This is a genomic window from Streptomyces sp. ISL-12, from assembly GCF_018614415.1.
Lineage (GTDB): Bacteria > Actinomycetota > Actinomycetes > Streptomycetales > Streptomycetaceae > Streptomyces.
Genome location: NZ_JAGGOO010000046.1, coordinates 76,286 through 95,357, shown reverse-complemented (window position 1 = coordinate 95,357; position 19,072 = coordinate 76,286). Strand labels below are relative to the sequence as shown.

Here is a 19,072-nt window from a genome sequence, read left to right as displayed (position 1 = left end):
GCACCCAGCCCTACGCACCCACCCCCCGCCGTGCCCCCCGCCGCCCCAGCAACTCCGCCAGCCCCCGCCGCGTAGCCGCCAGCACCACCCGATCCGACCCGCGCAGCACATACGTGTCCGGCAGATCCCACACCAGCCCCGCCCCGGCGACATCCACCGCGCCCCCACCCCCGCCTCCACGACCGCCGGAGGCCTCCGTGTCCAGCGCCAGCACCCGCCACGCCCCCGCCCGGAACGCCTCCCCGACCGTCCGCCCCTCCAGCTGCGGATGCCCCGCCACCCGCACCGCCGCGAACAGCAGCACCCGCCGTTCGACCGGGATCGCCCCCAGGATCTGCCGCCCCATCATCGCCCCGGCGAACGCCGGCGCCGACAGATGCGTCACGCTCCGGCTCCGCGTCAGCGCCCCGGGATGCGCGGCCCGCAGGGTCCGGTAGACCGCCGTCGCGAAGTCGTCGTCGTACAGCCGCAGCACCACCCGCAGGTCGGCCCGCACCGACCGCGCGTACAGCACCGCCTCCAGGTTCGTCGTGTCCACACTGGTCAGCGCCAGCAGCGAGTGCGCCCGGTGGATCTTCGCCGCCTCCAGCACGCCCTCCTGCGTGACGTCCCCCAGCACCACCGGCACCCGCAGCCGCCGCGCCGTCGCCATCCCGCGCGCCTCGGGGTCGGACTCCACGCACACCACCGGGATGTGCAGCTCCCGCAACCGGGTCAGCACCCGCGTACCGATCTTGCCGAGTCCCAGCAGCACCACATGTCCGCCGAGCCCGCGCGGCGGCTTCCGCAGCGTCGTCGCCGTCCGGAGCGTGCCCAGCGCCTCCAGCACCGCCGCCAGCAGCACCGGCAGCAGCAGCAACCCCATCAGTCCGGTGAGGAGTTGCAGCACCTGCTCTCCGGTCGACCCCTCCAGCGCCGGCTCGTTGATGGCGAACAGATCCAGCAGCGTCACGTACGTCGCGTGCAGCGGATGTTCCCCGGTCACCAGCGTCAGCGCCACCGCGAGCGCCACCACACAGGCCGCGAGGCCCGCGATCGACCACCGCAGCCGCCGTGAGAACAGCGAGGCGAACGGCGGCACCACCCCGCCCCGCGCGGACAGCGCGGGCCCGGAGTACGACACCTGCTCCAGTACGACGGTGCCCCGCCCCGTCGCCCGGGCCACCTCCGCCGCGTCGGGCAGCAGCCGCGGCCCCTGGTCGCCGCTCTCCTCCGAACCGTCCGTCCCGGCGGGGTCGTTGCTGGTCGCGGAGAGCAGCGCCAGCGTGCACAGCCCCGGGTCGGCCACCTCGCCGGGCCGCGGCGGCTGCCGCTCGACCGCGCGCAGCAGCAGCCCGTCCGTCTCCACGACCTTGCTGGTGCCGACCAGCGCGGTCGCGGCCAGCGCGGGCGCGGCGGTGTCGGCGTCCGAGAGCACGGTGGTGGAGGCGTCCAGAGCAGGGGTCCGGGTCTCGCCCGTCGCCAACGCGGCGGCCTGGTCGAGGAGTTCCTCTATGTGCTGGCCGAGGCGCCGGTTGTACAGGCGCAGCACCAGCCGCAGCCGGGGGTTGAGGCGGCGGGCGGTGAGGGCGGCGCGGATGTTGGTCTCGTCGTCGTCATAGACCAGGGCCAGCGCGGCGGCCCGTGCCACGCCCGCCTCGGCGAGCACGTCCTCGGTCGGCTCCCCGGCCTCCAGTTCCTGACCACCACCACCGCCACCACCCGCCACCCCGCCTCCACCCCCGCCGTCGCGGTTGACGGCCGCGTTCACCAGGTCCAGCAGCGCGGCGGAGGCGGCGCGGGCGCGGCCCACCACCGGCTGGCGCACCCGGCGCCCGGAGGGCGGCACGACGAGGGTGACCTGTTCGCCGTAGACACCGCGCAGTTCGGCGGCGAGCCGGTGCGCCAGCCCGTCGTCGCCGCAGACCACCATGTGCGCGGCGGGCGTTCCCTGCTGACTCTGATTCGGAAGGCTAGGCACGAGGCAACAGACTGCCATGCCCTCCCGAGGGGCGTTAAGAACGCGTTAAGACGCGGCATGGAAGACGTATGAACATTGCCGGAATCCGGCAATGACGGCCCGTGCTGCCGCATGCCAGACTCCACCGCACCGGAGGTCGGCGGCAGGGCGAGAGGGGGCGGCACGCATGGCCTGGTTTCTCGGCCTCGGCATCACGGGGGTCGTGCTGCTCGCCCTGTCGCTGATCTTCGGCGGCGTCCTCGAAGGCGCCCTCGACGGCGCTCTCGACGGCGCGCTGGGCGGCGTACTCGACGGGTGGCTGTCGCTGCCGGTCCTCGCCGGCTTCACGTCGATGACCGGTTTCACCGGCGCCATCGTCCTCGGCAGCGGCTGGTCGGGCCCGGTGGGTGCCGCCTCGGCGGGCGTGCTCGCCGGAGCGGGCGCGGGCTGGCTGACGTACCGCCTCAGCCGGGCGCTGATGCGGGACCGGACCGCCGTGACGCCCACCGCGGACCAGCTGCTGGGCACCCCCGGCAAGGTGGTGACCGCCATCCCCGCCGACGGCTTCGGCGAGGTCCTGCTGCACCTCGGCGGCCAGCCGCTCAAGTGCGCGGCGCGCAGCGCGGCGCCGGTGGCGCGCGGCACCCGGGTGTGGGTGGAGGCGGTCCCGACCCCGACGTCGGTGGTCGTCCGCCCGGTCGACAGCTGAACCCACCTCTCTCCACGAACTTCTCCACGAACCCATACGGGGGCACAGCCATGAGTCCTGTCCTGATCGCGGCACTGGGAGTCGTCGTACTCCTGGTGCTGCTCGCACTGGTCGTCGTCAGCCGGTACAAGGTGGCCGGGCCGAGCGAGGCGTTCATCGTCACCGGCCGGCGCGGCAAGAAGTCCACCGACCCGGAGACCGGCCGGGTGTTCACGGACAACAGCGGCCAGAAGGTCGTGGTCGGCGGCGGTGTCTTCGTCGTGCCGTTCGTGCAGCAGAAGTTCACCCTCGACCTGTCCTCGCGGCACATCCCGGTCGCCGTGCGCGGCGCGGTGACGCTGCGCGGGGTCAAGGCCCACCTCGAAGGCGTCGCCATCGTCAAGGTCGGCGGCACCGAGGACGCGATACGGGCCGCCGCCCAGCGGTTCCTGATGCAGCAGGACGGCATCGTCGGCTTCACCCAGGAGGTGCTGTCCGGCGCGCTGCGCGCGATCGTCGGCCGGATGTCGGTGGAGGACGTCATCCGCGACCGGGCCGCCTTCGCGAGCCAGGTGGCGGAGGAGGCGGAGGCCAGCCTCTCCGGGCAGGGCCTGGTCCTTGACGCCTTCCAGATCCAGGACATCACCACCGAGGGCTCCTACCTGGAGGACCTCGGCCGTCCCGAGGCCGCCCGGGCCAAGCAGGAGGCCGACATCGCCGAGGCGGTGGCGCGGCGCGCGGCCGAGCAGGCCCGGCTGAAGGCCGAGGAGGAGATCGCGGTCGCCCAGCGGACGCTCTACCTGAAGCAGGCCGAGATCAAGGCCGAGACCGACCAGGCCTCCGCCCGCGCCAACGCCGCCGGCCCGCTCGCCGAGGCGGCCCGGCAGCAGGACATCCTCGCCGAGCAGGAGAAGGTCGCCGAACGCCAGGCGGCCCTGAAGGACCGCCAGCTGGACACCGAGGTCCGCAAGCCGGCCGACGCCAAGCGGTACGAGGCCGAGCAGGAGGCCGAGGCCCGCCGGGTGTCCCGCGTCAAGCAGGCCGAGGCCGAGCGCGCGGCCGGCATCGCCGCCGCCCAGGCGGAGGCCGAGCGGGCGCGGCTGACCGGTGAGGGCGAGAAGCAGCGCCGCAGCGCGCTGGCCGAGGCGCAGGCCATCGAGGGCCTCAAGCAGGGTGAGGCCGAGCGGTCCCGGCGCGCGGCGATCGCGGAGGCGGTACGGCTGGAGGGCGAGGCGGAGGCCGCGGCGATCGGCGCCAAGGGCGCGGCCGAGGCCGAGGCGATGCGGAAGAAGGCCGACGCCTTCGACCGGTACGGCGAGGCGGCGGTGCTCCAGATGCTGGTCGAGGTGCTGCCGCAGGTGGTGGCGAAGGCGTCCGAGCCGCTGTCCGCCGTCGACAAGATGACGGTGATCTCCACGGACGGCGCGAGCCGCCTGTCCCGCACGGTCGCCGACAACGTCGCCCAGGGCATGGAACTCCTCAACTCCACGACCGGCATGGACCTGGCCGGGCTCCTGAAGGACCTCACCGCGCGCAAGACGGCGGCGGCCGAGGACGGCAAGGTCGAGATCACCGGCTGACAGTGGCCGCCCGTACCCTGGAAGGCGCCGGCGACGGCATGGACGTATCACGACGGGTGCGGCGGGGGTGGGCGGAGGTGGCGGACCGGCAGGCGGCGCGGGCGTACGTCGAGGGCTACGCGGACCTCCTCGCCTCCGCCGCCGCCACCGGCCGCCGGCTGAACCGGGAGGAGCTGGACTCCCGCCGCGCCCTGGGGGAGCGCGCCGCGGAGGCCGGCCTGAAGCTGCGGGACCTGGTCGTCGCCCACCTCGACGCCACCCGCGCCGACTGGCCCACCGGCCCCGGCGTCACCCCCGACAGCGTGCTGGCCGTCGTCACCCAGGCCGTGGACGCGCTGGCCGAGGGGTACGAGCGGGCGCAGCGGCTGGCGGTACGTCAGGAGGAGGCGGCCCGGCGGGAGTTCATCGACGACCTGCTCTACGGCCGCAGCGACCTGGGCCGGGTCGCCGAGCGCGCCGAGCGCTACGGTCTGCGGCTGGCCTACGAGCACGCCGTGGCGGTGGCGCGCGGCGCCCTGGCGTACGACGACGGCGACCCCGTCCCCCGGGAGGTGGAGCGCGCGCTGATCGGCCGCTTCGGCGACCGCCGCATACTCCTCACCACCAAGGACGGCCGCCTGGTGTGCGTCGCCCCCGGCGACCAGCAGGAGATCCTCACCTTCTTCGCCAAGCTGGCGCACACCGCCACCGACGGCGGCCAGGTCGCCATCGGCCGCTCCCAGCCGGGCGCCGCCGGTGTCGTCCAGTCCTACGAGGAGGCGCTGAACACCCTCGACCTCGCCGAACGCCTGGAACTCGACGAGCCGTTGCTGCGCGCCGCGGACCTCCTCGTCTACCCCGTCCTCACCCGTGACCGCCAGGCCATGGCCGACCTGGTGACCAGCACCCTCAGCCCGTTGCGCGAGGCCCGCGGCGGCGCCGAGCCGCTGCTCGACACGCTCACCGCGTACTTCGACTCCGGCTGCGTGGCGGCGGAGGCGGCCCGCCGGCTCTCCCTGAGCGTGCGCGCCCTCACCTACCGGCTGGAACGCATCCACCGGATCACCGGCGCCGACCCCTCCGACCCGGTCCACCGCTACACCCTCCAGACCGCGGTGATCGGCGCCCGCCTGCTGGGCTGGCCGGCCAACCCCCTCTGACAGGTTCCGACAGGAGAGACACCCCCATGGCGAAGAAACCGGTCCGCGCGGCGGTCGGAGACATCCGGATCACCTGCCAGATCTGCGGCAGCGAACATTTCCGCGACCGCTCCGTCCTCCTCAACAGCTCCGGCATGGAGTTCATGAAACTGGCCTGGGCGAACGAGTCGGCGACCGGCCTGATCTGCTGGCAGTGCGGGTACGTCCAGTTGTTCGCGAACCAGGATCTTCAGCTGTACCGGGGGGACGCGTAACCGGCCGGACGTACCATTCCCGGGGCTGATGTGCCCCGATCAACTTTCCGCTGTCTTCCCGTGGGGGGAAATTCTCGTGAGTCGTCGTACGTCGCATGCGTACAGACCGCTGAACATGAAGCGAAGAGCCTGGCTGACGCTCGGCGCGGTGGTCCTGGGCGGCGGCGGTGTGGTGACGTACGCCGCCGCCAGCCCGTCCGCCGACACCGGGCCCGCGACCCGGGCCAAGCGGCCGGTGAAGGTCTACGACCTGGCGCTGAAGGGCGCCGGGAGCGACCGGCGGAAGCTGCCGCGCACGGAGACCGAGCAGTTCTCGCTGCTCGGCGTCTCCTGGACGGACGCCGACCGGGAGCTGAACGGCAGCATCCAGGTGCGCACCCGTGACGCCGAAAGCGGCGCGTGGACCGGCTGGCGGGACCTGGAGACCGGCGTCGACCCGGTCGAGGTCCCCGAGGCCGACTCGGAGGAACGCGGCGCGTCCGAGCCGCTGTGGACCGGCCCGTCCGACGGCGTCGAGGTCCAGGTCGTCCACGACGACGGTTCCACGGACGCGGGGCTGCCCAAGGGGTTCGAGGTCAACCTGGTCGACCCCGGAGTGGTGACGGAGGCGGAGACGCGGATCGACCCGGCGGCGTTCGTGACGGACGCGTCCGCGGAGCCGACGGCTATGGAGCCGACGTCCGCGGCGCCGACGGCTATGGAGCCGACGTCCGCGGCGCCGACGGCTATGGAGCCGACGTCCGCGGCGCCGACGGCCGCTCCCACGGCACCCGCGTCCACCGCCCCCCAGCCGCCGGTCGTCTCCCGCGCGGGCTGGGGCGCCGACGAGAACCTGAGCCCGGAAGGCCCCGAGTACAACGCGGACGTGAAGTCGGTCTTCGTCCACCACACGGCCGGCACCAACGACTACTCCTGCGCCGACTCGGCCGCCCTCGTCCGTGGCATCTACGCGTACCACGTGCAGACCAACGGCTGGAAGGACCTCGGCTACAACTTCCTCGTCGACAAGTGCGGCACCGTCTTCGAGGGCCGCAAGGGCGGCATCGACCTGCCGGTCCTCGGCGCGCACACCTACGGCTTCAACCGCGAGTCCACCGGCATCGCCGTACTCGGTGACCACACCTCGACCGCCGCGCCCCAGGCGACCCTGACCGCGATCGCCCGGGTGGCGGCCTGGAAGCTCGGCCAGTACGGCGCCGACCCGTCCTCGACCGTCAAGCTCACCGCGGGCGCGACCCAGCAGAACTACTTCGGTACGAGTTTCACCGCGGGCGGCACGTACGACTTCGGCCGCATCGCCGCCCACCGCGACGGCTACAACACCGAGTGCCCCGGCGACTCCCTCTACGCCCAGTTGCCGGCCATCCGCACCCTGGCCGCAGGCCCGGTGCAGGGCCTGAAGGTCACCGCGCTCGACGGTACGGGCCTGAACGGCTCGACGTACTACACCAAGGGCAAGATCACCGCCCGCTGGTCGGCGACCACCCCCGGCACGCTCATCAAGAACTTCGAGATCCTGGTCGACGGCGAGTCGGTCGCCACCGCCCCGGCCACCGCGACCTCCCAGAGCGTCACGCTCGCCGCCGGCAGCCACACCGTCGCCGTACGGGCGGTGCACCAGTCCGGCAGGACCACGACGACGGCGGCCAAGAAGGTCGTCACGGACACCACCGCGCCGACCTTCACCACCACGCCCAAGCTGACCCTGCGCACCGGCACCGTCGACACCACCGCCGTCCCGGTCACCCTCGGCTGGAAGGCCGCCGACAGCGCCGCGCTGCGCCAGGTGAAGCTGCTGTCCCCGACCACGGCCACCTTCGGCCCGACGACGACGTCCTCCAAGCGGACCGCCAAGTCCGGCTCGGCCGCCACCTGGTCGATGCGGGCGTACGACTGGGCCGGCAACTACCGCACCTCCTCGCCCTCCTACACCCCGGTGATCCTCCAGGAGAGCTCCGCCAAGAAGTCCGGCAGCTGGAGCACGCGTTCCTCCTCCAGCTACCTCGGCGGGAAGTCGTACTCCAGCTCCGCCAAGAGCGCGAGCCTCACCTGGACGTTCACCGGCCGCTCCGCGGCGTGGGTGGTGTCGCGGGCCTCGTCCTCCGGCCAGGCGTACGTCTACGTCGACGGCAAGAAGGCCGCGACCGTCGATCTGAAGTCGGCGACCACCAAGTACCGCCAGGTGATCTGGACGAAGTCCTGGTCGAGCAGTGCCAAGCACACGATCAAGGTCGTGGTCGTCGGCACGAGCGGTCGCCCGACCATCACCACGGACGGTCTGGTCCATCTGAAGTAACGCCTCCGGATCCGAACCGCGCGCCTTCCGTTCTCGTCTCTCGGACTGTCGGAGAGAACTGTCGGAACTCCCGGAGGGTGTCGATGACGCACAGAAGAAGGCGCGCGGGCTGGATGACCACGGGCGCGCTGACGGCAGCGGCGCTGGTGGTCCTGACCGGCTGCTCGGACGGACCGGAGGCGGACTCCGCTTCCGCTTCCGCCTCCGCTTCCGCTTCCGCCTCCGCTTCCGCCTCCGCCTCCGCCTCCGCTTCCGCCGAGGGCGACAAGCCGACGACGGCGGCCTCGTCCGCGACGGCCGGCTCGTCCCCGACGGCCGAGGGGAGCTCCGACAGAGGGGGGAGCCCCGAGGAAACGGTCGCGGCGTGGGTGGCCGCGGTCGTCAAGGGCGACACGAAGGAGGCGTGCCTGCTGATGGGGGAGCCTGCCACCGGTTCGTCCCCCGCGCGGACCGGCAGTGAGGAGACCTGCGCCGAGGACTCGGCGCAGGGCAAGCGGATCCAGGACACGGTCGGTCAGTTCAAGGAGTCGTTCACTCCCGACCCGCCCACGGCCGACCCGAAGGTGGAGGCCACCGCGCCCACCGACGCCTCCGCCGATGTTTCCGCCGAGAAGGCGGTCTTTCCCGCCGACCGGATCACCATCGACGGCAAGACCCTCGAAGAGATCATCGTGTCGAACTCCACCGGCGTGGAGCCGGGTCAGTTGGACGTGAAGATCGGGGCCGGCAAGCTCGACGGCGCCTGGTACGTGACCGACATGGACTTCAACATCGGCTGACCCCGAGGCTCATGCGGCGCATACGGCGCATACGGCGCATCCGGGCGAGGTAGTCCCGTACCCCCGGTTCGGTGCCGTACCGGCTTTTGAGCTCGGCGGCGAGTTCCCCGCCGGTCATGACGAGCGACGGCACCGACCGGCGGTCTCCTTCGAGGGCCCGTACCCCCAGGGCGAGCGCCTGCTCCAGGTCCCCCGCACGCGCCGCCGTGACCGCGAGCGTGACCCGCGCTTCCGCGTTGCGCATCGGTGACCGCTCGGTGCCGTCGGCGTCCGTCCCCGCCCTCAGCACCTCCTCGGCGAGCAGGCGAGCGAGCCTGTCCTCGCCGACCAGGCGGTAACAGTCCATCGCGTAGAAGTCGAACTTGGCCGGGTCCACCACGAAGTGGTTCTCCGGGTTCTCGGGGTACGGCATCCGCTCCAGCAGCCGTCGCCCCTCGTCCAGGGCCGCCTCGACCCGCCGGCGCTCCCCGAGCCGAGCCCATGCCTTGGCCTCCTGTGCGGCGAGCTGTACGGCCACACCACGGTTCGGAGCCCTCTCGGCCCCGGCCCGCGCCGCCGCGACGACGCCCCTGTAGTCACCGTCGGTGAGGGCGAACCACGCCCGCATCTCGTGCGCCCACCCGGCGATCTCCGCATGGCCGGCCTCGGCCGCGAGCGACAGTGCCGCCTGCCGCGTGGACTCCGCCGCGTGGTGCGCCCCCGTGTCGTACTCGGCACAGCCGACCAGCAGGGCGAGCCGACCGGACACCGCGAGCACCTCACGGCGCTGTGCGGAAGTGAGGCTGCTGGTGTTCAGCGCGACGACACGGCGCAGCCACTGCCGCCCCTCGACGAGCAGCCGCTCACCCGGCACGACCGGGTACTCCGAGGCGAGCCGGTCCGCGGTGACCCGCAGGGCGTCGAGCGTGGCGCCGTCGATGTCGGACCGTTCGAGCCGGCGCACGATCTCCGGCGTCTCCATACCGGACGCGGCGAGGACCTCCCGGTCCCCGTCCCGCCGCGAGGGCGCCGGGAAGAGCGCGTGCGTCACGGTGCCGAAGAGGGCGGCGACGACCGGTCGGCAGAAGCCGTCCGGCATCTCACCCTGTTCCCAGCGCTTCCACCGGCGGACCATGCTGTCCTCCGAGAGCAGCTCCGCGGCAGCGTGCGCCCGCAGCCTCCGTACCGCCTCCCGCTCCGACCACCCACGGGCCACCCGCTCGGCAGCGATACGCCTCGCCCACGCGGGCCTGTCATCGACCATGCGCCCACCTCCGAGTGCTCTTCTACGAGTACCCCCTCCGTGTCCGACTCGCGAGCAGAACCCAGCAGCGTTCCGGCCGGCGCGTCGGCCGTGCCCGATCGTTCAGGGAGTGCCGGCGCGCCGGTAGCCGACCCACAACCGGCCGCCGGCCTGTGCGAGCACCTCGTCCACCACGGTCACGAGGGGTTCCGCCCGCCCGCCCAGTACCTCGTGGAGACCGTGGTGCAGGCGCGTGCTGAGTCCCGGGGCGGTCGTCTCAAGACGGCGTGCCAGCCACTTCCCCCCTCCGCTCCAGGAACCGCCGATGGCCAGCGCCAGTTCGCCGGTGCGCCGGACCAACTCGGTGGCGATGAACAGACGCTCGCCCTGGTCGTTGCTTCCCGCGAGGTCGTCGAGGAGGTCGGTGATCGCATAGCGGCGGTTCTCGATCTCTTCCACCGACACCGGCGGCGGTCCCGCGACGGCCAGCCTCCGGGCTTCCGCGGCGAGACGCGTTCCAAGTCCGTCGGTGTCGAAGAGCAGCAACCCGTCGGCACACATCCACAGCAGCGGTGAACGGCGCCGGCCCAGCTCCCGCTCGATGTACGAGCGCCACGTCGCCTCGGTGTGCACGAACATCTCCACCGGCCACCCGGCGTGCTGGAGGCTCGCCCGGTACGGCGCCGGTGCGCCGCGAAGCAGCACCACGACGTCCAGATCCGACGTCGCCGTACGCCGGCCTGTCACGACGCTCCCTCCCAGGAACGCGGCTCGCGCGTCGGGGTGATGTTCCTCTACGACGGCACGTGCGGCCTCGATCGCATCCATGCGGCAACTATCAGCACGGCCCTCACCGGACGCACCCCCTTTCTCGGCCCCGTAACTGGCTGTTCTCTATCCGCTCGGGTGGTCGGTGGGGTTCGAACAGGGGCCTGGTCCGGGTGAGTCTGCCGGCGTGGACGCATGGAAGAAGGGCCTCTTGGTAGCTCGCGGATGTCGAGTCCAGCGAGGAGCAAGAGGCCCTGTTGTCGAAGTGTCGCGTGGTCGCGGTTGTCGGGTCGGTCGGTCCACTCCTGGGTGTGACTGTCTCGCCCATCGGTTCGGGGACGCGGGCGACCGGCCGGGACGCCGGCCCCGGTACGGCTCGGACATGAGTGACGTCGAGTGGGGCGTGGTGCGGGATCTGCTGCCGGTGCCGGGATGGCTGGCGGGCCGGGGCGGGCGGCCGGAAGGCTCCTGCCACCGGCGGATGATCGATGCGGTCCGCTACCTCGTCGACAACGGCATCAAGTGGCGGGTGATGCCGTCCGACTTCCCGCCCTGGCCGCGGGTGTACGCCTTCTTCGCCCGCTGGCGGGATGCGGGCCTGATCTCCGAGCTGCACGACGGGCTGCGCGGTGCCGTCCGCCGGGCCGAGGGCCGTGACCAGGAGCCGAGTGCGGCGGTCATCGACTCACAGTCGGTGATCTCGACGGCCTCCACCCCCGCGTCCAGGACGTCTTCCTGACCACCCCCCGGCGCCCGCGAACTGCTCGACAACCTCGCGGACTACGCCAACCTCCCGGCAGGCCCCCGGCGCATCGCAATCGGATGCGCCGGCGGTCGGAGGGCGGCAGTCCCTCGTCCTGTCACCTGGTCAGCGTGCCGTCCGGAGTCTCATGTACGAAGACTTTCTTCGCCTGTCGGCCCAGGACGCTGGACACAACCTCGCGGATACCGTCCGGGTCGTTCTTTTGCTCCGGGACCGAGTCGGAATTCTCGATGGCAGTCCTCAAGTACGCGGGGTTCCATGACGAGATGGCACCACTGACGTCGATCCTCTCCACCCTGCTCTTGCCCACCTGTGCCTTTATCGCCGGCAGGATCTGGTCCGAGTACATGCCACCGGACGCTTTGAACAGACTGGCATGACCGCCGACCTTTCCGCCGTCCCGGAGGTAGACGGTGATGGTCAAGCAGCTTGTGACCGAGGGATAGATGAGCGTGCCGCCCGGGCCGACACTTTTGACTTCGCCCTCGGCAACGCTCTTCACCTCCGCCGCGCCGGCTGTTGTGCCCCCGCCGGCGTTGTCGTTCTCGGCGCGCTGGACGGTCTGGTCCGTGCCACGTGGCGTGCGACCGCGGTCGGCCGCCAGCGCACGCGTTGTCGCGGCGTTGCCCGCCATGCGCTGCAGGACGGTCACTGCCGACGGGCCCTGGGGGCCGGTCGTGCCCCGAGGCAGGTCACCAGTTGGGCCGGTCGGAGCAGACCGCCGCGGTGCCCTTGCGGGTGCCCCTCCGGTCGATTCCCTGTGCATGCGCTCGTGCTGGTGCAAGGCGTCCCCCCTCGGATAGCTCGGCATAAGCATCTCACTCTGTTACCCCCCGCCATCGGGACACAAGACGTGCGGGGGCAGACAAGAGGGCACCCCACCGTTGCTCCTCCCTGATTGGCTGTTCTCTGACCGCTCGGGTGGCCGGTCGGGTTCGAACAGGGGCGTCGTCTGGGTGAGTCTGCCGGCGTGGACGCATGGAAGAAGGTAGCGGCGCACCGACACCGGCGAAGCCGTCGTCCTGTGGTCGATGACCATGCTCATGAGCCGCCGCCTGGCCGCCCGGTGCCGGCGTTCTGCTGCGCAGGGGAAACAAGCGGCGTGAACCCGCCCGGCTTCGCCTCGACCAGCCAGCCTCGTTCCACCAGCCGCTTCAGCCGTGCCCTGGCACCTTCGACACGGGAAGCGGACGCGCTGTCCCGGCCCAGCACCACCGCCGCCCGCCGGGCACCCAGCCCGTCGCCTCCCGCATCGGCCGCGGCGGGGACGGTCTCGCCATCGCGCCCACCAACTACACGGTCAAGGACGCGGTGACGGACTGGCTCACCTACGGTCTGGCCGGCCTCGCCCCCAGCACCGTAGAGACGACCACGCTCCTGAGCCAGAAGCACGTCATCCCGTCGCTCGGCGCGCGCAAGCTCCGCGACCTCAGTGCGGAAGACGTAGACCGCTGGCTGGCCACCAAGGCAAGGACGCTCAGCACCCGTACTCTCCAGTCGCTCCACTCCTGCCCGAACCGTGCGGTCAAGCGGGCCATGGCGCGGGACAAGGCGAAGCGCAACGTCGTCGAGCTGTGCTCCGTCCCTCAGGGGCAGGCGGGACGGCCGTCCAAGGCGCTCACGTTCGCTCAGGCTGAGGCCGTGCTCAAGGGGGCTGAGGGGACCTCGATGTACGCGTATATCGTCGTCGCGCTGCTGACCGGCGCCCGTACCGAGGAACTGCTGGCCCTCACCTGGGACCACGCCTTCCTCAAGGGACGCCCGGAGTTCGACCCGCCGCAGCCTCCGCACATCGCCGTGTGGCGTTCGGTCCGGCGGAGCGGGGACACCAAGACGCGGAAGTCCCGGCGCACGCTCGCCTTGCCGGCGCGCTGCGTCGAAGCGCTCTGGCAGCAGTTCGAAGATCAGGGCTGGGATCGGCTCGCCGCCGGCGACAAGTGGGAGGAACACGGGCTCGTCTTCTCCTCGGCCGTCGGTAAGCCGCTTGATGCTGCCAACGTCCGGCGCGCCTTCCGGCAGACGCTCAAGGACGTCGACGGGATCGACGCGGATGAGTGGACGCCCCGGGAGCTCCGGCACAGCTTCGTGTCGCTGCTCTCCGACCGTGGTGTCCCACTGGAAGAGATCTCCCGGCTCGTCGGCCACTCCGGTACGGCCGTGACGGAGGAGGACTACCGGAAGCAGATCCGGCCCGTGATCCAGACCGGCGCCGTGGTCATGGACGGCATCTTCAAGCGCGCACCGGAGCGGTAGTCACGCGGATAGACACGCACACGAAACAGGTGAGGCACCTACCCAAACTGGTAGGTGCCTCACCTGGTGTTTCTCTGTCGGGGTGGCGGGATTTGAACCCACGACCTCTTCGTCCCGAACGAAGCGCGCTGCCAAGCTGCGCCACACCCCGAGTGTCGTCGCTGTCGCGGCGACGTCGTTTACTTTAGCCCACCGCGCGCCGGAGACGAAATCCGATTCAGCAGGGCCGGCGCAGGGGGTTCGGGCGGGTGTGGTCCAAGGCCACGAGGAGGGTGGCCAGGGCGTAGAGGGACAGGCCCAGGAGGAGGGCGTTGCCGAGGACTCCCTTGTAGCCGTGCTGGTCGACGTCGAGGAAGGGGTAGAGGTAGCGGGCCGTGCTGTCGGGGATGAGCAGCTCGCCGCGGCCCAGGGAGAAGGCCAGGTAGGCCAGGGGGTACAGCATCCAGCCGGCGGCGTGGCGGAGGCGGAGGCGGCCGGGGACGGTCAGGAGGAGCCAGTCGGCGGTAGCGGCGAGGGGGAGGGCCGTGTAGAGGAGGTGGGCGGCGACGGCGTGCCAGCCGGTGGGGGCGTCGGGGAGGGCGTAGGGGCTGGCCGGGTTGGCGAGGAGGGTGTGGTGCACCAGGGCCGAGGCCACGGTGTAGAGCAGGGCCGCGCCGGTCAGGGCGGGCGACAGGGGGCGGGCGGCCGTCCAGGCTCGGCGGGCCGAGAGGGCGAGGACGACGGCCAGCAGGATGCCGCTCTGGACCGTGAAGTGGCTCAGAGCCGGGGTGGCGGGGCCGGCGAGGGAGAGTTCGATCGTGACGCCCGCCGCGGCCAGGGTGGCCGTCAGCAGGCGGAAGACGGCCACCAGGGGGCGGCGTACCGGGGTCACCACGGCCGTGGCCGGGACCGGTGAGGGCAGCAGCGCGGGCGGGCCCGGGACCGCGGGCAGGTCCGGGATGTCCCTGGGTATCGGTGCGGTCATGCCCTCAACGTAGGCAAGGAGGGCAAAGGGGGCGATACGGGTGGACTGTGTGGGTTACGGCGGACGTCGGATGTATCGCCCCAGGGGTGGCGCTGGTCGTCCTACTCGCGGCCCACCAGCGTCAGCAGCGTCGCCTCCGGGGGGCAGGCGAAGCGGACCGGCGTGTAGCGGTTGGTGCCGCAGCCCGCCGAGACGTGGAGGTAGGACGTACGGCCCTCGGCCGTGTGGGTGGAGAGGCCCTTGACGCGGTCCGTGTCCAGGTCGCAGTTGGTGACCAGGGCGCCGTAGAAGGGGATGCACAGCTGGCCGCCGTGGGTGTGGCCGGCGAGGATCAAGGGGTAGTCGTCGGCCGTGAAGGCGTCGAGTACGCGCAGGTAGGGGGCGTGGACCACGCCCATCGAGAAGTCAGCCGAGCCGGACGGGCCGCCGGCCACCTCCGCGTACCGGTCCCGCTTGATGTGCGGGTCGTCCAGGCCGGTCAGCTCGATCGACACGCCGTCCACCTTGAGCGTGCCCCGGGTGTTGGTGAGGTCCAGCCAGCCCGCGGCGTCGAAGGTGTCGCGGAGGTCCTCCCACGGGTTGTGGACGACGTTGGCGGCGGGCGGGTTGCCGTTGAGGCCGTGGCGGCCCTGGAGCTTCTCCAGCAGGTACCGGGCGGGGTTGCGGAGTGCGGGGCCGTAGTAGTCGTTGGAGCCGAAGACGTACGCGCCGGGGAACTCCATCAAGGGGCCGAGCGCGTCCAGGACCTCCGGGACGCCCTCGGGGTCGGAGAGGTTGTCCCCGGTGTTGATCACGAAGTCGGGGCGCAGGCCGGCCAGCGAGCGCAGCCAGCGCTGCTTCTTGCGCTGGTCGCGGACCATGTGGATGTCGGAGACCTGGAGCACGCGGAGGGGACGCATGCCGGAGGGCAGGACGGGGACCGTCACCCTTCGGAGGCGGAAGGAGCGGGCTTCGAAGCCCGCGGCGTAGACCAGACCGGCGGCGCCAGCCGCCGCGATGGACAAGGGCACTCCGTATCGCGCGCGCATACGACCATCGTGTCAGATGCCGGAGGTCAGTCATGTCCGCCTGTGGACAACTTCCGTGCGCCGCCCGGCCCCACCGGGCCCCACGCGGCAAATAGGCGGGCGTCCAGCCTCCCGTACCTGCGACAATCGACGGCATGACCACCCTCAAGTCGAAGCTGCAGGACGACCTCAACGCCGCGATCAAGGAGCGTGACGAGCTGCGCTCCTCCACGCTGCGGCTGACCCTCTCCGCGATCACCAAGGAAGAGGTCGCGGGGACCACCAAGCGCGAGCTCTCCGACGACGAGGTGCAGAAGGTGATCGCCCGCGAGGCGAAGAAGCGGCGCGAGGCCGCGGACGCCTTCGCGCAGGGCGGCCGGGCCGAGAGCGCCGAGCGGGAGAAGGCCGAGGGCGAGGTGCTCGCCGCCTACCTGCCCAAGCAGCTCGGCGACGACGAGCTGAACGCGATCGTCGCGCAGGCCGTCGAGGAGGCGAAGGCGGCCGGTGCCGAGGGACCGCGGGCCATGGGTGCCGTCATGAAGATCGTGAACCCGAAGGTGGCCGGGCTGGCCGAGGGCGGCCGGGTCGCCGCCGCGGTCAAGAGGCTGCTGGCCGGCTGAGCGGAGCGGACGGACGGATCGGAGCAGGCGCACAGGACGGGCGGACGTCCACGACAGACAGACGTCCAGGACAAGACACATGTCCATGACAGACGCATGTCCATGACAGACAGATGTCCACAGCAGGCGGACGTCCAGGGCAGACACGCGACGGCCCCTTCACCTCCCGGTTCCCGGAAGGTGAAGGGGCCGTCGTCGTTCGTCCGGCGGGTGCCTCAGCCGCGTCCGCCGCCGTTGCCCTGGCCCCGGAAGATGTCGCCCCAGTTGCCGCCGTTGCCCAGGTCGCCGATGAGGTTCACGTCGCCGTCGTCGCCCGTGCCGCCGTCGCCGGTGCCGCCGTCCGCCGTGGCGCCGTCACCGGTGCCGCCGTCGCCGTTGCCGGTCCCGTTTCCGTCGTCGGCCTCGTCGTCTCCGTTGCCGCCGTCGTCGTTGTCGCCCTTGCCCTTGTCGGCGGAGTCGGGGATGTCGACGTAGGAGAAGTCGGTCGCGGGCTTGCCCTCCAGGGCGCCGGTCATCATGTCGCGCCAGATCGGGCCGGGGACCTCGCCACCGAACACCTTGTCGTGCGGGACGCCGCCGATCGTGATGTCGACCATCTGCCGCTCGTGCGCCGGGTCGCCGACCCAGACGGCGCCCGCCATGTTCGGCGTGTAGCCGACGAACCAGGCCGCGTAACGGAAGTCCGTCGTACCGGTCTTGCCGGCGCTGGGACGGCTGCCTAGGCCGGCCTCCGTACCCGTACCGTCCTCCACCACGCCGCGCAGCAGCGTGTTGATGGTGTCGGCGGTCGTCTCCGACATGGCGCGGGAGCAGGTCGACTTCGGGACCTCCAGCGACTTGTTCTGCTGGCCGACGCGCTGGGTGATCGACTCGATGGCGACCGGCGTGCAGTACATGCCGCGCGAGGCGAAGGTCGCGTACGCGTTCGCCATGGTCAGCGGGGACATCTCCTGGGTGCCCAGGGCGATGGACGGGGCCTGCTGCATCGTGCCGCCGTCGGCCCGCTCGACACCCATCTTCTGCGCCATCTCGGTCACCGGGCAGATGCCGATGTCGCTGATCAGCTGCACGTAGTAGGTGTTGACCGACTTCGCGGTCGCTTCCTTCATCGAGTACGGGCCGACCTCGGACTCGTTCTCGTTCTCCAGCTTCGCCGGGTTCGCCGGGTCGTTCTGCCAGGTCTTGCCGTCGCAGGCGGCGATCGGGCTCGGGTACTCCATCTCGTACGGCGAGGAGTACGACTTGGTCGCCGGGGTGCCGCCCTCGATCGCCGCCGCCGCCACGATCGGCTTGAACGTCGAACCGGGCTGGTAGCCGATGCCGCCGCCCATGGCCTGGTCCACGGAGAGGTTCATCTGCGTCTCGTTCTTGCCGAAGCCGTACGGACGCGACTGGCCCATCGCGAGGATCTTGCCGGTGCCGGGCTCGACGATGGTGGCGGCGGTCGCCACCTCGTCGTCCTTGTAGACGTGCTCCTTGATCGACGCCTGCGCCGACTCCTGGGCGCTCGGGTCGAGGGTGGTACGGATGGTCAGGCCGCCCTGGTTCCAGATCTTGGCCCGGGCCTCCTCGGTCTTGCCGAAGACCGGGTCGCTCAGGAAGACCTCGCGCACGTAGTCGCAGAAGAAGCCCGCGCCGTCCACGGCCGTGATGCAGCCGTTCTTCGGCGTGCTGACCTTCAGGCCGAGCGGTGCCTCCTGCGCCTCGGCGGCCTCCGCCTCGGAGATGTCACCGACCTCGGCCATCCGGGCGAGCACCACGTTGCGCCGCTTGGTGGCCTCCGCCTCGTCGTTGACCGGGTCGTACCGGCTGGGCGACTGGACGATGCCGGCCAGCAGGGCGGACTCGGGGAGGGTGAGGTCCTTGGCGTGCTTGGAGAAGTAGCGCTGGGAGGCGGCCTCGACGCCGTACGCCTGCTGGCCGAAGAAGGTGATGTTCAGGTAGTTCTCGAGAATCTTCTTCTTGCCCAGCTCCTCCTCGACCTGGATCGCGTACTTCAGCTCGCGGATCTTGCGGCCGATGGTCTGCTGGGTGGCCTGGGCGACCTTGGTCGGGTCGTCGCCGGCCTCCTCGACGAAGACGTTCTTCACGTACTGCTGGGTGAGGGTGGAGGCGCCCTCGGAGACGCCGCCGCTGCGGGCGTTCTTGTTGACCGCGCGCAGCACGCCCTTCAGGTCGATCGCCCCGTGCTGGTAGAAGCGCGAGTCCTCGATCGCGACGATCGCCTTCTGCATGTAGGGCGAGATGTTCTTCAGGCTCACCACCGTGCGGTCGCGTGAGTAGACCGTCGCGATGGTGCCGCCCTCGGAGTCGAGGATGGTGGTGCGCTGACTCAGCGGGGGAGTCTTCATGTTGGCCGGTAGCTCGTCGAAACTCTCGACCGAGCCCTTCGCGGCGAGCCCCAGCGCACCCACGGCGGGCAGCGCGATGCCCGCCAGGACGGCTCCCGCGAGCACACTGACACCGAGGAACTTGGCGGCCTGCTGCGCAGGTGACAGACCACCGCCCGAGCGCTTCTTTGCCATGGAGGCAGCCTACGTTCTCATTCGCCGGACACACGTATATGCCTTGGCCTAAGCTGCTCTCAACTGTCACAGCAGTACGGCCATGTATCAATACGCCTGTCGGCGCCGGATCGTTCCACCACCACTCGACTTTTTCCGGCGAGGGCGCGACGGCGGGGCCTGTCGGAGCGTTGCGGGGCGTACGGGCGCGTGCCGGAGCGGGTGCGGCGCGTGTCCGAATTGGCCTTGTGTGGTGAATGGTGTCCGTTGTGGCGCAGTGGAAACGACCTCGATGC

General features: G+C 71.3%; 16 protein-coding genes, 1 tRNA gene and 1 pseudogene. 9 read left to right on the top strand and 9 right to left on the bottom strand.

What is annotated here, in order from left to right:
- Positions 1-10: 10 nt before the first annotated feature.
- A complete protein-coding gene (locus tag J7I94_RS13665; RefSeq protein ID WP_215167344.1) occupies positions 11-1,912 on the bottom strand; it encodes a TrkA family potassium uptake protein in 1,902 nt (633 codons plus the stop codon).
- A 214-nt stretch (positions 1,913-2,126) separates the two neighbouring features.
- On the opposite strand from J7I94_RS13665, the gene J7I94_RS13660 reads away from it, so the two are divergent.
- From J7I94_RS13660 to J7I94_RS13635, 6 genes are all read left to right on the top strand, one after another.
- Positions 2,127-2,648, top strand: a complete 522-nt coding sequence (locus tag J7I94_RS13660) for a hypothetical protein (RefSeq protein ID WP_215167336.1) — start codon at positions 2,127-2,129, stop codon at positions 2,646-2,648.
- A 50-nt stretch (positions 2,649-2,698) separates the two neighbouring features.
- Positions 2,699-4,207 (top strand): flotillin family protein, encoded by a 1,509-nt coding sequence (locus J7I94_RS13655; RefSeq protein WP_215167335.1) that lies wholly within the window; start codon positions 2,699-2,701, stop codon positions 4,205-4,207.
- A gap of 38 nt (positions 4,208-4,245) precedes the next feature.
- Positions 4,246-5,346, top strand: a complete 1,101-nt coding sequence (locus J7I94_RS13650; RefSeq protein WP_215167334.1) for a CdaR family transcriptional regulator — start codon at positions 4,246-4,248, stop codon at positions 5,344-5,346.
- Between the two features lie 26 nt (positions 5,347-5,372).
- Complete coding sequence (locus J7I94_RS13645) at positions 5,373-5,600, top strand: hypothetical protein (RefSeq protein ID WP_215167333.1); 228 nt, start codon at positions 5,373-5,375, stop codon at positions 5,598-5,600.
- Between the two features lie 115 nt (positions 5,601-5,715).
- Complete coding sequence (locus J7I94_RS13640) at positions 5,716-7,896, top strand: peptidoglycan recognition protein (protein ID WP_215167332.1); 2,181 nt, start codon at positions 5,716-5,718, stop codon at positions 7,894-7,896.
- Positions 7,897-7,979: 83 nt separating this feature from the next.
- Entirely contained in the window at positions 7,980-8,675 is a 696-nt protein-coding gene (locus tag J7I94_RS13635; RefSeq protein ID WP_215167331.1) for a hypothetical protein, read from the top strand.
- Here the strand turns inward: J7I94_RS13635 and J7I94_RS13630 are convergent.
- Positions 8,662-9,918, bottom strand: coding sequence for an XRE family transcriptional regulator (locus J7I94_RS13630; protein WP_215167330.1), 1,257 nt, complete (start codon positions 9,916-9,918; stop codon positions 8,662-8,664). The two genes, J7I94_RS13635 and J7I94_RS13630, sit on opposite strands and share 14 nt — an antisense overlap.
- Positions 9,919-10,020: 102 nt before the next feature.
- On the bottom strand, positions 10,021-10,725 hold the full coding sequence (locus J7I94_RS13625; protein ID WP_215167329.1) for a nucleotidyltransferase domain-containing protein: 705 nt from the start codon (positions 10,723-10,725) through the stop codon (positions 10,021-10,023).
- Between the two features lie 322 nt (positions 10,726-11,047).
- Between J7I94_RS13625 and J7I94_RS13620 the strand changes: the two genes are divergently transcribed.
- On the top strand, positions 11,048-11,404 hold the full coding sequence (locus J7I94_RS13620) for a transposase (protein ID WP_215167328.1): 357 nt from the start codon (positions 11,048-11,050) through the stop codon (positions 11,402-11,404).
- Positions 11,405-11,525: 121 nt separating this feature from the next.
- On the opposite strand, the gene J7I94_RS13615 is transcribed toward J7I94_RS13620, so the two are convergent.
- Both J7I94_RS13615 and J7I94_RS38300 read right to left on the bottom strand, forming a co-directional pair.
- Positions 11,526-12,062: a hypothetical protein gene (locus tag J7I94_RS13615; RefSeq protein ID WP_251075102.1), complete on the bottom strand. Its 537-nt coding sequence runs from the start codon at positions 12,060-12,062 to the stop codon at positions 11,526-11,528.
- A 407-nt stretch (positions 12,063-12,469) separates the two neighbouring features.
- Positions 12,470-12,691: pseudogene (locus tag J7I94_RS38300) on the bottom strand (hypothetical protein); the annotation flags it as partial.
- Between J7I94_RS38300 and xerC the strand changes: the two are divergent.
- The gene (gene xerC, locus J7I94_RS13610) at positions 12,680-13,681 is read left to right on the top strand and encodes a tyrosine recombinase XerC (RefSeq protein ID WP_215167343.1); all 1,002 of its coding nucleotides are present in this window, start codon (positions 12,680-12,682) and stop codon (positions 13,679-13,681) included. The pseudogene J7I94_RS38300 and the gene xerC sit on opposite strands and share 12 nt — an antisense overlap.
- Positions 13,682-13,758: 77 nt before the next feature.
- Here xerC and J7I94_RS13605 read toward each other — a convergent pair.
- The 3 genes from J7I94_RS13605 to J7I94_RS13595 form a co-directional block, all read right to left on the bottom strand.
- A tRNA-Pro gene (locus J7I94_RS13605) sits at positions 13,759-13,832 on the bottom strand.
- A gap of 66 nt (positions 13,833-13,898) precedes the next feature.
- Positions 13,899-14,645: a Pr6Pr family membrane protein gene (locus tag J7I94_RS13600; protein ID WP_215167326.1), complete on the bottom strand. Its 747-nt coding sequence runs from the start codon at positions 14,643-14,645 to the stop codon at positions 13,899-13,901.
- Between the two features lie 101 nt (positions 14,646-14,746).
- Positions 14,747-15,673, bottom strand: coding sequence for a metallophosphoesterase (locus J7I94_RS13595; RefSeq protein ID WP_215167325.1), 927 nt, complete (start codon positions 15,671-15,673; stop codon positions 14,747-14,749).
- Positions 15,674-15,807: 134 nt separating this feature from the next.
- Here J7I94_RS13595 and J7I94_RS13590 point away from each other — a divergent pair, with 134 nt between their 5' ends.
- A complete protein-coding gene (locus tag J7I94_RS13590) occupies positions 15,808-16,272 on the top strand; it encodes a GatB/YqeY domain-containing protein (protein ID WP_215167324.1) in 465 nt (154 codons plus the stop codon).
- Positions 16,273-16,487: 215 nt separating this feature from the next.
- On the opposite strand, the gene J7I94_RS13585 is transcribed toward J7I94_RS13590, so the two are convergent.
- Positions 16,488-18,797, bottom strand: a complete 2,310-nt coding sequence (locus tag J7I94_RS13585; protein WP_215167323.1) for a transglycosylase domain-containing protein — start codon at positions 18,795-18,797, stop codon at positions 16,488-16,490.
- Between the last annotated feature and the right edge of the window lie 275 nt (positions 18,798-19,072).